Origin of the sequence: Ruminococcoides intestinihominis, from assembly GCF_040096285.1 — a bacterium.
Lineage (GTDB): Bacteria > Bacillota > Clostridia > Oscillospirales > Acutalibacteraceae > Ruminococcoides > Ruminococcoides intestinihominis.
Genome location: NZ_JBBMEY010000007.1, coordinates 13,400 through 26,963 on the forward strand (window position 1 = coordinate 13,400; position 13,564 = coordinate 26,963).

The following is a 13,564-nucleotide window of genomic DNA, read 5'->3' on the forward strand; positions in this document are numbered from 1 at the left end:
TTCTCCTCCTCCCTATATTATATGAAGTATCAAAGTCCTAAAATTACTAATGCAGTAACAATACCACAAACAACAATTGTAAATGCACTGAATACTACAACAATCTTTGTTTCACTCCAACCACACTTTTCAAAGTGATGGTGGATAGGACTCATCTTAAATAATCTTTTACCATGTGTAATTTTGAAGTATGTTACCTGAAGGATAACAGATAGCATTTCAAGTAGATAAGTTAGTGCCATTGGAATTAGGATAACCGGCATATTCATTGAATAAGCCAATGCACAAACAATGCCACCTAAGAACAGTGAACCTGTATCACCCATAAATACCTTAGCAGGGTTAAAGTTCCATAGTAAGAAACCTAGACAACCACCGGCTACTGCTGCTGATAAAACACCTGTTGCAGGAGAAGTCATAATGCTTGAAATAATCATATAGAAAATAGCAACAAAGAATGTTTCAGAACCAACAAGACCATCAATACCGTCAGCTAGGTTAACTGCATTAACAACACCGACAATAACAATTACACTGATAATGTGGTAGATAATTGCAAAGTTGCCCATATGAACAGTACCTGCAAAAGGAATACATGTTGTATCGCCATAACCAAAGAAAGCATTGATTACAACGAATGCAATAGCAATTGCAAATTGGAACACTAGTTTCTGCTTAGCAGTTAGACCAAGGTTTCTCTTCTTAACAACCTTAATATAGTCATCAAGGAAACCCACTGCACCGTAAAGTACAGCCATACCTAGGCTAACAAACACCATTAGAACCTCTTTGTTATAAGAATAACCTGTTGGTTCATAAATATCACCGAAAATTGATAAACAAGGAATTGCAATTACTGTTGCAACAACAATACCAATGATAAACATAATACCACCCATTGTCGGAGTACCTTGCTTTTTCTTATGCCAAGATGGTCCAATATCAAGAATTGTCTGACCATACTTTAATTTGTGTAAAATTGGAATCAAAAATCTTCCTATTACTGCTGAAAGAACGAATGCAACAACTGCACCCACAAGTTCCCATAATCCTGTTGTCATTCTAACACCTCATTTTAACATCTTTTATATAAAAAATTTATTATTCTGCAATACCACTTTGTGGCGAGAAGGTAACTGTAATAACTGTACCTTCGCTAACCTTAGTACCCTCAGCTATACTTTGCTTTGTAGAGATACCGTCACCACTTGTACTTGAAGTACCCTTAACAGAGACATTCAGTCCATACTGAGAAGCAACACTGTTTACATCACTTAAGCTCATATCAAGTAAGTTAGGTACTTCTACCGTTTCTTTTGCCGAAGATTTGTCAGTATAAAGAACAACTGTTCCACCCTTTGGTACAGTAGAATTTGATTCCGGCATTTGAGCAATAACCTTGCTACCTGAACCCTTAACTACCGGTGTAAGTCCTTCATCGGAAATCTGTTGTTGTGCATCTTCTGTTGATAGACCAACATACTGACCGGCAATAGCATCTAGATTTTCTCTTTCACTATCTGTATATTCTGTTTCAACCTCTAAGTAAGGTAAAACTTCTTCCATAATCTGTGAGAATACAGGTGCTGCTACAACAGAACCATAGTAGTTATCACCTGTAGGAGTATCAAAGAACATTAGCATTGCATATTTTGGGTTATCTGCAGGAGCATAACCTAGGAAAGACGCAATGTAGTCTTCTACACCATCACCATTACTATCTACCAATTTTTCTGATGTACCTGTCTTACCGGCTACTCTGTAACCTGCAACATAACCACATTTTACACCACCCTGTTCTGAGTTGTGTTGTAAAATTGTGTTTAATGTTTTAGATACGCTACTTGATACAACTTTTCTCTTAATCTTTGTATCATAGTTTTGTACAACATTACCGTTGCTGTCCTGAATCTGCTTTACAACATGTGGCTGAACTAAGTTACCACCGTTTGCAACTGCTGATACGGCAGTAATCATCTGAATTGGAGTAATTGAGAAGCCTTGACCGAAAGAAGCAACTGCAAGGTCAACAACACCCATTGAACCGTCCGGTGTAAAGAACTGGTCGTCACTTTCACCCGGTAGGTCAATACCTGTTAATTCTGAATAACCAAATGCTTGATAATATTCCCAGAACTTTGCTGCACCTACTTTTGCACCAATCTGCATAAATGCAGGGTTACAAGAATTGATAATTGCTTGTTCAAAAGTCTGTGTACCATGACCGTTCCAGTCATGACAGTGGATAAGTCTATCACTTACTTGCATAGAACCGGTACAGTTGAAAGTGCTTGTATCTGCATTTACAACACCTTCTTCAAGTGCCATAGCAGAAGTAATAATCTTAAATACAGAACCCGGATAATATGTGTCGGAAATAGCTTTGTTACGCCACTGTTCAGCTAAAGCCTCATTATAGGCTTTATTCTTTTTCTTTTCATCTGTAATAGCTTTGATTTCTTTTTGCTTTGTTTCATCAGCTATTGTATAAGGTTCGTTAAGGTCAAAGCCACCAACTGTAGCCATAGCAATAATTTCACCATTTGTAACATCCATCATAATAGCACAACCACGGTTATAAACCTTATTGGTTATGATGTTCTGTTGCATATACTTTTCAACAACAGCTTGAACTGTTTCATCAATAGTAAGAACTAGGTTGTTACCGTCTTTAGCATCAACACTTTGTTCATATGCAAACGGCATATCAACACCTTGTGAATTTCGTGCTGAAATAAGTCTGCCACTTGTACCGGACAAATACTTATTGTACTGATACTCAAGACCTTCAAGACCTTGGTCATCTTCACCGGTAAAACCGATTACTGAAGAAGCTAATTCGTTATAAGGATAATATCTTTTGTAGTCATCAAGTAGCTGAATAACATTTTCCAGCTTATATTTTTTGCTTAAAGTATCTTGTAACTTTAAAATTTTATTTCTTTCTTTTGTTTCTATCTTTCGCTTAATGCTAACATAATATGAATTTTCTTTAGTTTCCTTTAGAACTTCATCATAATCCAAATCAAGAATTTTTGAAAGATTTTTAGCTACATACTCTCTCTGTTCATCAGTTTTGAAGTTAGCAGGAGCCATAACAACTCGCCATACCGAAGCACTCTGGGCTAATACTTTACCGGTTCTATCATAGATAGTCCCTCGTTTTGCTGAAATCTCAGTATCATGTAACTGTTGTTCAACAGCCTTTTGGCTTAAACTTTCTCCCCTAACCACTTGCAAAAATGCAAGTCTACAAGTAGCAGCACCAAAACCAATAACCAAAATAATAACCAAAAGAATCATTGTTCTATGTCTTAACTTTTGATTTACGCCTTTTACATTCTTAGCCAACTGGTCTTGCTCCTTTCTTATCTCTTTCATATCAATAAATACGGAAAAAGAGTTAAGATAATTAAAATCTCAACTCTTGTACCCTCTATAATCTTATTACACAAACCTAAGGGTTATGACCAAATTGAGGATATCCAATCTACTATAGTATCAAAAATACTTTTATCCTCTTTTTCAACAACCTTAGCTTTATCCCCACTAGATAAATCCACAAATTCCTTTTGGCTACTGTTCGCTTTAGTCATACCTAGTTTATCCTGTGCATATTCCTCAATAATAGAAGTTGTGTATTTAGCATCAACATTCATTTGCATTTGAGTATATTCACTCTGGCTATTTTCTAATGTTTCCTGTGCTTCTGAAATTTTCTGATTTAATTCTGTTAGCTGAACTTGACTATAAATAATCATACCAACTACTGCCACAACAACTGCAGAAAACAAAAAGCCAACAGTTAACTTCAAAGGATTGCGTTTGCGTCTTTTTGCTTGTTCAAATTTTTTCTTAGGTATTTTTACTACCTTATTTTTCTTATGTAAGTCCTGATTTTCAAGATTTTCATCTTCAAAAACAGAAATGTCATAAGCATTATTACTGCTCAAAAATGCCATTTATTCACCTATATAACCAATTCTTCATTTTTTTAAAATACTATATATAGTACCTTAAAATTTCTTTCTTCTCATAATCTTTACTTATTCGTAGTAATTAAAATCTCAATATATATTTATTGTAATTGTTTTGTTACACTATCTATAGATATTTGTAACTATAATTACACCACTGATATATTTTACTACATATACGGTGCTTTGTCTAGGGAAATACTACAAAACTGTCACTTTACCTAAATTTTTTCGCAAATTCTTAGCTTTGCACTTCTACTTCTAGGGTTTTTGTCCAGTTCTTTCTGTGTAGCCTCTATAGGCTTACGGTTTACCAGCTTTGCCTTTGGTACATTTCCACAAACACATACCGGAAAGTCCTTTGGGCAAGTACAACCCTTGCACCAAGATGCCATCTTTTGCTTTACTATTCTATCCTCTAGTGAGTGGAAAGAAATAACTGCAAGTCTGCCCTTTGGACTTAGCATTTCAAATGCTTCATCAAGACCGTTTTCAAGCTGAGTAAGTTCTCCATTTACTTCAATTCTAAGTGCTTGGAAAGTCTTTCTTGCAGGATGACCTTCTCTTCTAACCTTTTGAGGTACAGAATTCTTAATAATCTCAGCAAGTTGAAGAGTAGTAGTAATTCTTTCTTCTTCTCTTGCTTTAACTATACCCTTTGCGATAGATGGTGCAAATTTATCTTCACCATAGCGATATATAATATCTCTAAGTTCTTCATAACTTAAGTCATTTACTAAATCTTCGGCAGAAGTACCACTTTGGCTCATTCTCATATCCAAAGGTGCATCCTTATGAAAGCTAAAACCTCTTTCGTCAGTATCTAACTGATGAGAACTAACACCAATATCAAGAAGAACACCATCTACTTGATAAATACCTCTGTCATTTAATAGCTTTTTCATATCACCAAAACAACCATTTATAATAATTGAATTTGGCTCATTTTTAAATCTTTCGGAAATTGTTGTAATAGCATCCGGATCTCTGTCAATAGAAATCAATTTGCCACAATCAAGTTTCTTTAGAATTTCTGCTGAGTGACCGCCACCACCTGCTGTACCGTCAACATAAATTCCGTTAGGGTTAATGTTCAGTCCCTCAATACACTCGTTGAGAAGAACTGAAATGTGATTAAATTCCATAATTAAAACTTAATAAGCTGAAGAGCATCTTCAAGTTCTTGGCGTTGTTTAGCCATAAATGCATCGAACTTATCTTTGTTCCATACTTCAATACGACTATCCATACCAACAACTACAGCCTCACCTTGGATGGCGCTGTCCTCACGCAATTTTTGGGGAATTTGAATTCTACCCTGACCGTTTGGACTAACTAGTGTTGCTGCAGATAAAAGCAAATATTGAAGTGCCATAGCTTTGTTAGCAGGTAGCTCCCTTATCTGCTCTCTTAGACGATTAAACTCATCAACAGACATAATCTGTATATTTTCAGAAAAGCCATTGGTTACATAAAATTCTTCGCCAAGTTCTTCTCTGAATTTCTGTGGCAGTACAATTCTGCCTTTTGCGTCAACTGAATGAACTGTTGTACCGGAAAACATATTAAACTGCCACCTCCATTATTAATTAAATATGACACACAGAAATCACTTATCGACACCAAGTGTCCTATTGTGACACCAAATGCCACTTCTATATGAACCATTATATACTACTTGTAATGATATTGCAAGGAATTTGTAACAATTTCTTTATATTTTCAAACTGTTCACATAATGAGTTTTGGCATTAAAATATTGTTTTAGGCAAAAAAATAACCACTACTTTCGTAGTGGTTAAAAATCTCAATTATTTTCTAAATCAGTCTTTCTTCTGAGCCTGAATGTCCTGACGAGTCTTACGAATTTCGTTTGTTAAATCTGTTAGAGTTTCATCAGCTCTCTTCATTAGGTCAGTAACATAACCGTTAGCTGCTTTCTTCATTTCAGAAGACTTCTTCTTCGCATCACTTAGGATGTCTGCAGCCTGAGCCTGTGCCTGTTTTGTGATTTCATCTTCAGCAACTAACTGCTTCTTCTTTTCTTCACCGGCACGGATAATTTCTTCTGCTTCCTTCTTAGCTTCAGCAAGAATCTGGCTTCTATCGGCAACAATGCTCTTAGCCTGTCTAACTTCACCCGGTAGTGCATCCTGAATGTCGTCAAGAATATCAAGAACTGCTTCTGTATCTACAACAGCCTTACCACCTGTTAAAGGTAGAACCTTTGCATCGTTCATCATATCTTCTAACTCATTGATTAGGTCTTCCACTCTCATCTTAATTAACTCCTTTTAATCTACTGTATATTTTGTCATACAAACAAGCCGGAACAAAATCACTAATGTCCCCACCGAAGGATGCTACCTGCTTAACCATACTAGAGCTTAAGTACATATACTTTGCACTGGTAGTTAGGAAGATAGTTTCCAAATCGGGATTGAGTTTTTTGTTTGTTAAAGCCATTTGAAATTCATATTCAAAGTCAGATACAGCTCTTAACCCCTTAACAACTGTAACTGCTGATCTTTCCTTTGCATAACTTGCCAAAAGACCATCAAAAGATACAATCTCCAAATTGCTGATATGTGTTGTCGCTTCCTTTAACAAATCAATTCGTTCGTTAATAGAAAAACTTGGTTGTTTATTTGGATTAACCATAACGGCAACAATAACTTTGTTGAACATCTTAGATGCTCTTTCTATAATATCAATATGTCCAAGGGTTACCGGATCGAAACTACCCGGACAAATTGCTATTTTATCCATTCTTTTTCCTCTTTCCAAGTTTAGTACGAACTACTCAATATTTTCTTTGTAACAAAAACTGCTTACCTTTATTTTACCATAGCGATATTCTCTGTCAAGGCTAAAATTAGAATATTTTTCAATTATTTTTTCATCAACAGGATGTTCACATAGTACAACACCGGTTTCTTTCATATTTTCAAATACCAAAGGCAGTACTTCTTCAAGCAATCCTTGTCTATATGGTGGGTCAAGAAAAGCAATATCAAACTTCTCTTTATTCATCTTTAAGAAACTTACTGCTGAGCCGTTAACAACCTTTGATTTATCTTGAAATTTACATTTTTCAATATTTTCATTTACTACTTGCAAAGACTTTTTGCTATTGTCAACAAATACAGCTTTCTTTGCACCTCTTGAGATAGCTTCAATTCCCATTTGTCCACTACCGGCAAACAAATCAAGAAAAGTTCTACCTTCTATTCCAAATTGTAAAGCAGAAAAGATACCTTCCTTTACTCTGTCTGTGGTAGGTCTTACATCATTACCCTCCAGAGTTCTCAGTCTTGTACCTTTTGCTATTCCTGTAATAACTCTCATAATATCACCACCGTAATTCTAACATATATAAAAGAAAAACTCAATTACTATTATTTTCATTGTGAAAATAATTATAAACGCTATCGGCAGAAACCTTATTCATTTTAGGTGCATTAAGTAATTCTTCATAATCAGCTTCGCTGATATTTTTAATAGTTCTAAAGTGTTTTAAAAGTGCTTTTGCCCTTTCAGTACCTACTCCCGGAATATCGGTTAATGAACTTTTAAAGGTGTTCATACTTCTTCTTTGTCGCTGATAACCAATAGCAAATCTATGGACTTCATCCTGCATTTTACTGATAAAAGTAAACAGTTTTCTCTTTCTGCTAATTGCAATTTCACCCTTATCTGAAACAATTGCCCTTGTTCGGTGACTGTCATCCTTAACCATACCAAAAGTAGGTATGTCAATGTTATGTTTCTTCAGTATAGGCAATACTGCATTTACCTGACCTTTACCACCATCAAGCAAGATTAAATCAGGCTTTCTGCCAAATCCAACAGGCTCTTCTGCTTTTTCATATTCATCAAGTCTTCTGTCAATAACTTCTGCCATACTTGCATAGTCATCCTGACCTTCAAAGCCTTTTATCTTGAACTTTTTATATGCCTTTTTATTTTTCTTGCCATTTTCATAAACTACCATACCACAAACATTTTCACTACCACTAAGGTTACTGTTGTCGTATGATTCAATATATTCAGGAATTTTATCAAGTCCTAAAACTTCTTTAAGTTCTTCCAGCACACCATATTCACCGGTAGTACTGCCTTTAGTTTGGGCAAGTCTTTCAATTGCATTTTTCTTGCACATATCTACAAGGTGCTTTTGGTCACCGATTTTAGGTACAACAATATGAACTGCTAAACCTTTCTTTTCACTAAGCCACTTAGTAAGAAGTTTACTGTCCTCAATCTCTCTGTCCAGTGTTAACTGTTTTGGAACATCATCTCGGATTGTATAGTAACGGGTGATAAACTCAGCCATTAATTCTTCTTCATTCTCACCGTTATCAACCATAAAATGTTCTCTGTCAAAAAGCCTGCCGTCTTTAAATCTAAATACTTCAAATGTACCTTTGTCACCATCGGTAATATAAGCAATTACATCTTGTTCATCAACCTTAATGTCAACTACCTTTTGCTTATCATTCATTTTCTTAACTGAGGCTATTCTGTCACGAATTTTTGCAGCTAATTCAAAGTCGAGATTTTCTGAAGCTTTGTTCATTTCTTCAGTCATTTTTGCAATAGACTCTGTTGTACCACCTTTTAAAAATTCTAACGCAGAGTCAATATGCTCGTTGTATTCTGCCAATGACATTTTTCCTCTACATGGTGCACAACATTGCTTTATATGATAATTTAAACAAGGTCTTGTTTTCCTAAAATCTTCAGGAAACTTCTTGTTGCAAGTAGGAAGCTGAAAAATCTTTATTGCCTCATCAATGGCATTCTTAACATAATAGGAACTTTTATAAGGTCCGATATATGTTGCCTTTGGGTCATCCTGTTGTAAAGCATAGGAGATTCTTCTCCACTTATCACTACTGACTTTAATATAGCTATAGCCCTTGTCATCCTTTAAAAGAATATTATACTTAGGTGTATTTTGCTTAATCAATGAACATTCAAGGATAAGAGCCTCAAACTCACTGTCAGTAATAATATAGTCAAAGTCATAAACATTACTGACCATTCTACGGACTTTTTCTTGATGGTTATTTTGGCTACCAAAATACTGACTGACTCTGTTCTTTAGAGCCTTTGCTTTACCGATATAAATGATATTGTGACTTCTGTCTCTCATTATATATACTCCGGGAAGTAGTGGTAAAGCCATTGCCTTTTTTCTTAATTCTTTAATATTCACAATATCACCTCACAATAAAAAAATAAGGGTGGTTAAAAACTAACCACCCATAATGAAAGTCAAAAATTACATACCAGTGAAACCTGATTCTACAAGAGCAACAATACCTTCTGTTGCATCCTTTTCGTCAGGACCATCTGCAATAATCTTAATTGTTGTACCACCAACAACACCTAGGGATAAAACACCAAGAAGACTCTTACCACTTACTCTTCTTTCATCCTTTTCTACCCATACAGTTGACTTATATTCGTTAGCCTTCTGAATAAAAAATGTTGCAGGTCTACCTCTTAGTCCTGCTTTGTTCTGAACTAAAACTTCCTTTACATACATGCCTAAATCCCTCTCTTGTCAGTGAATAAAAACCTAAAATTTATCAAATCTTGCTTATAAAATCGAAACATCATAAGCAAATTTTCACATTCAATAAGTGTATTATAACCCTAGAAAACAACTAAATCAACCTTATTTTTTAAATTTGTTTCACTACACATTTGAAAAGAAAATAAAAATCTGTTTCTTGTGCAATCCGACGAAAACAACAACACATTTTTGTTATTACATCACAAGAATTTAATTTGTTATAACCAATATTACAAAACTACTTTAGTGAGTTTATATAATTTTTCAAAAATTCCTTATCTTCTTTTGATAACTCTTTCTTTTCTAACAAGTCAGGTCGCTTATTATATGTGTTGATTAAGGAATGTTCCTTCTGCCATTTATCCACATTAGCATGATGACCACTGTATAGTACAGGTGGAACTTCTCTATCTCTCCACACCTGTGGCTTTGTATATTGTGGACATTCAAGAAGTCCATTATAGTGGCTTTCATCAGTAAAGCAAACTGTATCGGAAAGTACACCCTCTGTCATTCTGGAAAGTGCATCAATAAATACAAGTGCAGGTAATTCACCACCGGTTAATACATAGTCACCGATAGAAATTTCTTCATCTACATATTCATCAAGTACTCTTTGGTCAACACCTTCATAGTGACCACACAATACACAAACATTCTTATGACTTGAAATATCAATTAGCTTTTGCTGATTTAGAGTTTTGCCTTGTGGTGACATATACACAAAGTAAGGCTTTTCACCAACTTGTTCACAAATGTTCTCAAAGCATAGTGCAATAGGTTCTGCTTTCATCAGCATACCTTTGCCACCACCATAAGGTGTATCATCAACTCTCTTATGTTTATCAAAGGCAAAATTCCTGAGCTGATGAGTGTTGATTTCAAGTACACCTTTCTTTTGAGCTCTACCTAAAATACTTTCGTTTAAAACTGTTTCACACATTTCCGGAAACAATGTTATCAAATCAATCCTCATCAAATAGTCCTTTCATAGGCTCAATGAGAATATACTCCTCATAAACATTAATTTCCTTAACAATTTCATCAATCTTAGGCATTAAGTAAGTTTTGCCGTCACTTGCTTTAATTTCATAAACATCATTTGCACCGGTATAGAGTACATCTGTAACTTTACCGTATACAGTACCGTCATTTATATCTCTAACTTCACAACCGATAATATCTTGTACAAAATACACATCTTCAGGAAGTGGACAATCATCTCTGTTAATATACAGAACTTTACCGACAAGAGGAATTGCATCGTCAATATTATCAATACCTTTAATTTTCATTAGTGCAATATTTTTATGAGGTCTGCTTTTTACAGAAATACTTTTCTTACCGTCTTTATCAAGATAAAGTGTTGTAAAGCAACTAAAAAAGTCACCACCATCACACCACAATTCTACTCTACACTCACCCTTAATACCGTGAGTGCCTACAATTTTACCTACTTCAAGATATTCCTTAATCATAGTATCTCTCCTATTATTTTAAGTATTCTTATTATCTTTTTTTCAATTATCTTTATATCATATATAAATAATACCCATACTTTTAGGATATTTTAACACAAATCACAACTACATTCAATATTCACTTGAATTTATGTTATATTTTAGATATAATTTATAAGTAGAAAAAAGAAAAGGATTTTTTATTATGGACAATTCAAAAAAACTTCCTTCTAATAAAAGGGAAAAGGTAGTTGCCCCTAACCTAAAAAAGCAAAATCTTTTTGAAACTATATGCTCATATGGTATCACAATTCTTTGCTTTATTTTCTTTGGTTATGTGGCAATAATGTCGGTATTACAAACCAGTGAATTTGACAGTGCTAACTTTGGTGGAGAAGTTATACAGTTTAACTATGATGACCTGGTAATGAACTTCTTTTTACTTGGTGGATTCTTCTTGTTAGTCTTTGCACTAAGCAGATACGCCAATGTTTTCAAGAAAGTTTCCGATTTAGCATTAGTAGTTGGACTTTCGGTTTACACCATAACACTTGGATTTATATGGATATTTATGGCACAGAGTGTTCCTGCTGCTGACTCAGGCACAGTTACTCAAACTGCTATGGAAGCAGCAAAAGGTAACTACCAATCATTCCAGGCAAGTAATGATACCTTCTATAACAATGTTAGTTACTACAAGATTTATCCATTCCAACTTGGTTTTGTGTTTATCAGTGAAATTGTTTACAGAATTTTCGGTACAACAACTTCAATGCCAATGCAGGTATTTAATGTACTGGCTTTAACTGCTCTTTACATTGCTATTGTAGCAATCAGTAAAAAATTATTTAAGAGTAAGTCAGTTACATTTATTACAGTGTTTATGTTAGCCGGTTGTATTCAGGGTATTTTATTCACAACATTTGTTTACGGTAATATTATCGGTATTGCATCAGCAATGTGGGCTTGTTACTTTGTAATCAGATTTATGCAAAGTGAAGAAAAACGCAACTACTTAAACCTACTACCTGCGTCATTACTAATGGCACTTTCAGTTGTAGCAAAGTACAACAATATGATTTGGCTGGCTGCTATTTGTATTGCACTTCTAATTTATATTATTAAGAATAAAAAGTGGTTACACTTTGTTTCTATTGCATTTGTAGTTTTGATTTCTGTTGGTTCATTTAACCTAGTTATTATGAGTTACGAAAAGAGAAGTGGTGTTGACCTTGGTAAAGGTGTTGACCAAATTCTTTACTTAGATGCCGGTTTAAATGAATCTGCTATGGCTCCCGGTTGGTACAACGATATGGCTAAGTCACAGTTCTTAAATGCTAACTTAGATAATAAACAAGCTGACACATGGGCTAAGACAGATATTAAAGAAAGACTTAATAAATTTAAGCAAGACTCTCACTACAGAAACAATTTCTTTAGCAAGAAAATTCTTTCACAATGGAATGAACCATCATATGAAAGTTTATGGGTAAGCCAAGTTAAGGGTCATTACTTTGGTGAAGTTAAGGAAAATACAACACTATACAGTATTTACAATGGCAAGATAAATAAGTTCCTATATGACTACTTTGATTTCTTCCAGATGATTACATTTATTCTCTTTGCAATTGGTGTTGCAGGATTAATCAAAAAGAGATGTTCAGCTGAAACAATTATGATTTTAACAGGTCTTGCCGGTGGTTTTATTTACCACACATTATTTGAAGGTAAAAGCCAATATGTACTTACATACTTTATTGTAATGATTATGTTCTCATCATACGGTCTATATCTACTTGTTAAGCCAAAGAATTTTAACAATAACAGTGACAGTGAAAAAGAAACTCTCGGTGACAAATTCAAGAAAGTTATCTTTAAGATTGACAGCAAAACGAGACAATCTTAATAAACTAAATTAACAAAAGCAAAAACTGACTCAAGTAAAACTACTTGGGTCAGTTCTTTTTCTGCATAAAAATATCCCCCATATTGGGGGTTATTTTTGGAATATCAGTCGATTTCAACTGATATTCTTTCGTTATTACGGATAGCTGCAGAACGAGCTACTGTACGGATAGCCTTAGCAATTCTGCCTTGCTTACCGATAATTCTACCCATATCACTTTCAGCAGCATGAATATGATATACAGTAACGCCTTCAGCATCCTTTTCGTCCTGAGTTACAAAAACCTTGTCAGGTTCTTCAACAAGACCTTTGGCAATGATTGTGAGTAATTCTGTCATTATAGAATACCCTCCTTCTTTAACAATGCCTTAACTGTATCTGTAGGCTGTGCACCCTTAGCAATCCAAGTCTTAACTGCATCAGCATCAACATTAACTGTTGAAGGATTTGTTAGAGGATTGTATGTGCCGATTTCTTCGATGAAACGACCATCTCTAGGATATCTTGAGTCAGCAACTACGATTCTGTAGAAAGGAGACTTCTTAGCACCCATTCTTCTTAGTCTAATCTTTACCATTATATTTTCACCTCCATAATTAAGTATCTATATCACCAAAATTAATTGGATAATAACTAT

The 13,564-nt window shown here is 34.6% G+C and carries 15 protein-coding genes; 1 reads left to right on the forward strand and 14 read right to left on the reverse strand.

The window, feature by feature from the left end:
- Positions 1–29: 29 nt before the first annotated feature.
- From mraY to rimM, 12 genes are all read right to left on the reverse strand, one after another.
- Entirely contained in the window at positions 30–1,061 is a 1,032-nt protein-coding gene (gene mraY, locus WMO18_RS03000; protein WP_211147488.1) for a phospho-N-acetylmuramoyl-pentapeptide-transferase, read from the reverse strand.
- 40 nt (positions 1,062–1,101) lie between these two features.
- Positions 1,102–3,351 carry a penicillin-binding transpeptidase domain-containing protein gene (locus WMO18_RS03005; RefSeq protein WP_248004665.1) on the reverse strand — a complete coding sequence of 750 codons (2,250 nt, stop codon included), beginning with the start codon at positions 3,349–3,351 and terminating at the stop codon, positions 1,102–1,104.
- A 113-nt stretch (positions 3,352–3,464) separates the two neighbouring features.
- Positions 3,465–3,962 (reverse strand): cell division protein FtsL, encoded by a 498-nt coding sequence (locus WMO18_RS03010; protein ID WP_211147486.1) that lies wholly within the window; start codon positions 3,960–3,962, stop codon positions 3,465–3,467.
- A 236-nt stretch (positions 3,963–4,198) separates the two neighbouring features.
- On the reverse strand, positions 4,199–5,122 hold the full coding sequence (rsmH, locus tag WMO18_RS03015; RefSeq protein ID WP_211147485.1) for a 16S rRNA (cytosine(1402)-N(4))-methyltransferase RsmH: 924 nt from the start codon (positions 5,120–5,122) through the stop codon (positions 4,199–4,201).
- A gap of 2 nt (positions 5,123–5,124) precedes the next feature.
- Entirely contained in the window at positions 5,125–5,541 is a 417-nt protein-coding gene (locus WMO18_RS03020; protein ID WP_022505098.1) for a division/cell wall cluster transcriptional repressor MraZ, read from the reverse strand.
- Between the two features lie 259 nt (positions 5,542–5,800).
- Entirely contained in the window at positions 5,801–6,256 is a 456-nt protein-coding gene (locus WMO18_RS03025) for an ATP synthase subunit B family protein (protein ID WP_138157048.1), read from the reverse strand.
- A 1-nt stretch (position 6,257) separates the two neighbouring features.
- On the reverse strand, positions 6,258–6,746 hold the full coding sequence (gene coaD / locus WMO18_RS03030) for a pantetheine-phosphate adenylyltransferase (RefSeq protein WP_211147484.1): 489 nt from the start codon (positions 6,744–6,746) through the stop codon (positions 6,258–6,260).
- Between the two features lie 30 nt (positions 6,747–6,776).
- Positions 6,777–7,325 (reverse strand): 16S rRNA (guanine(966)-N(2))-methyltransferase RsmD, encoded by a 549-nt coding sequence (gene rsmD / locus WMO18_RS03035; protein WP_211147483.1) that lies wholly within the window; start codon positions 7,323–7,325, stop codon positions 6,777–6,779.
- A 40-nt stretch (positions 7,326–7,365) separates the two neighbouring features.
- Positions 7,366–9,198, reverse strand: a complete 1,833-nt coding sequence (gene uvrC, locus WMO18_RS03040; protein ID WP_348982012.1) for an excinuclease ABC subunit UvrC — start codon at positions 9,196–9,198, stop codon at positions 7,366–7,368.
- A gap of 66 nt (positions 9,199–9,264) precedes the next feature.
- Positions 9,265–9,531 carry an HPr family phosphocarrier protein gene (locus WMO18_RS03045; RefSeq protein WP_022505093.1) on the reverse strand — a complete coding sequence of 89 codons (267 nt, stop codon included), beginning with the start codon at positions 9,529–9,531 and terminating at the stop codon, positions 9,265–9,267.
- Positions 9,532–9,799: 268 nt separating this feature from the next.
- Positions 9,800–10,537 carry a tRNA (guanosine(37)-N1)-methyltransferase TrmD gene (trmD, locus tag WMO18_RS03050; RefSeq protein WP_022505092.1) on the reverse strand — a complete coding sequence of 246 codons (738 nt, stop codon included), beginning with the start codon at positions 10,535–10,537 and terminating at the stop codon, positions 9,800–9,802.
- On the reverse strand, positions 10,527–11,039 hold the full coding sequence (gene rimM / locus WMO18_RS03055) for a ribosome maturation factor RimM (RefSeq protein ID WP_211147482.1): 513 nt from the start codon (positions 11,037–11,039) through the stop codon (positions 10,527–10,529). Before rimM ends, trmD begins: the two co-directional genes overlap by 11 nt.
- Before the next feature lie 187 nt (positions 11,040–11,226).
- Between rimM and WMO18_RS03060 the strand changes: the two genes are divergently transcribed.
- Positions 11,227–12,927 carry a glycosyltransferase family 39 protein gene (locus WMO18_RS03060; protein WP_211147481.1) on the forward strand — a complete coding sequence of 567 codons (1,701 nt, stop codon included), beginning with the start codon at positions 11,227–11,229 and terminating at the stop codon, positions 12,925–12,927.
- Positions 12,928–13,031: 104 nt separating this feature from the next.
- On the opposite strand, the gene WMO18_RS03065 is transcribed toward WMO18_RS03060, so the two are convergent.
- Positions 13,032–13,265, reverse strand: coding sequence for a KH domain-containing protein (locus WMO18_RS03065; RefSeq protein WP_022505089.1), 234 nt, complete (start codon positions 13,263–13,265; stop codon positions 13,032–13,034).
- Positions 13,265–13,507, reverse strand: coding sequence for a 30S ribosomal protein S16 (gene rpsP / locus WMO18_RS03070; RefSeq protein ID WP_138157040.1), 243 nt, complete (start codon positions 13,505–13,507; stop codon positions 13,265–13,267). Before rpsP ends, WMO18_RS03065 begins: the two co-directional genes overlap by 1 nt.
- Positions 13,508–13,564 lie beyond the last annotated feature (57 nt).

What these genes read in the sequence shown, in the direction of transcription:
- mraY (WP_211147488.1), bottom strand. Translation starts at nt 1,061, where the DNA reads ATGACAACAGGATTATGGGAACTTGTGGGTGCAGTTGTTGCATTCGTT.
- WMO18_RS03010 (WP_211147486.1), bottom strand. Translation starts at nt 3,962, where the DNA reads ATGGCATTTTTGAGCAGTAATAATGCTTATGACATTTCTGTTTTTGAA.
- rsmH (WP_211147485.1), bottom strand. Translation starts at nt 5,122, where the DNA reads ATGGAATTTAATCACATTTCAGTTCTTCTCAACGAGTGTATTGAGGGA.
- WMO18_RS03020 (WP_022505098.1), bottom strand. Translation starts at nt 5,541, where the DNA reads ATGTTTTCCGGTACAACAGTTCATTCAGTTGACGCAAAAGGCAGAATT.
- WMO18_RS03025 (WP_138157048.1), bottom strand. Translation starts at nt 6,256, where the DNA reads ATGAGAGTGGAAGACCTAATCAATGAGTTAGAAGATATGATGAACGAT.
- coaD (WP_211147484.1), bottom strand. Translation starts at nt 6,746, where the DNA reads ATGGATAAAATAGCAATTTGTCCGGGTAGTTTCGATCCGGTAACCCTT.
- rsmD (WP_211147483.1), bottom strand. Translation starts at nt 7,325, where the DNA reads ATGAGAGTTATTACAGGAATAGCAAAAGGTACAAGACTGAGAACTCTG.
- WMO18_RS03045 (WP_022505093.1), bottom strand. Translation starts at nt 9,531, where the DNA reads ATGTATGTAAAGGAAGTTTTAGTTCAGAACAAAGCAGGACTAAGAGGT.
- trmD (WP_022505092.1), bottom strand. Translation starts at nt 10,537, where the DNA reads ATGAGGATTGATTTGATAACATTGTTTCCGGAAATGTGTGAAACAGTT.
- rimM (WP_211147482.1), bottom strand. Translation starts at nt 11,039, where the DNA reads ATGATTAAGGAATATCTTGAAGTAGGTAAAATTGTAGGCACTCACGGT.
- WMO18_RS03060 (WP_211147481.1), top strand. Translation starts at nt 11,227, where the DNA reads ATGGACAATTCAAAAAAACTTCCTTCTAATAAAAGGGAAAAGGTAGTT.
- WMO18_RS03065 (WP_022505089.1), bottom strand. Translation starts at nt 13,265, where the DNA reads ATGACAGAATTACTCACAATCATTGCCAAAGGTCTTGTTGAAGAACCT.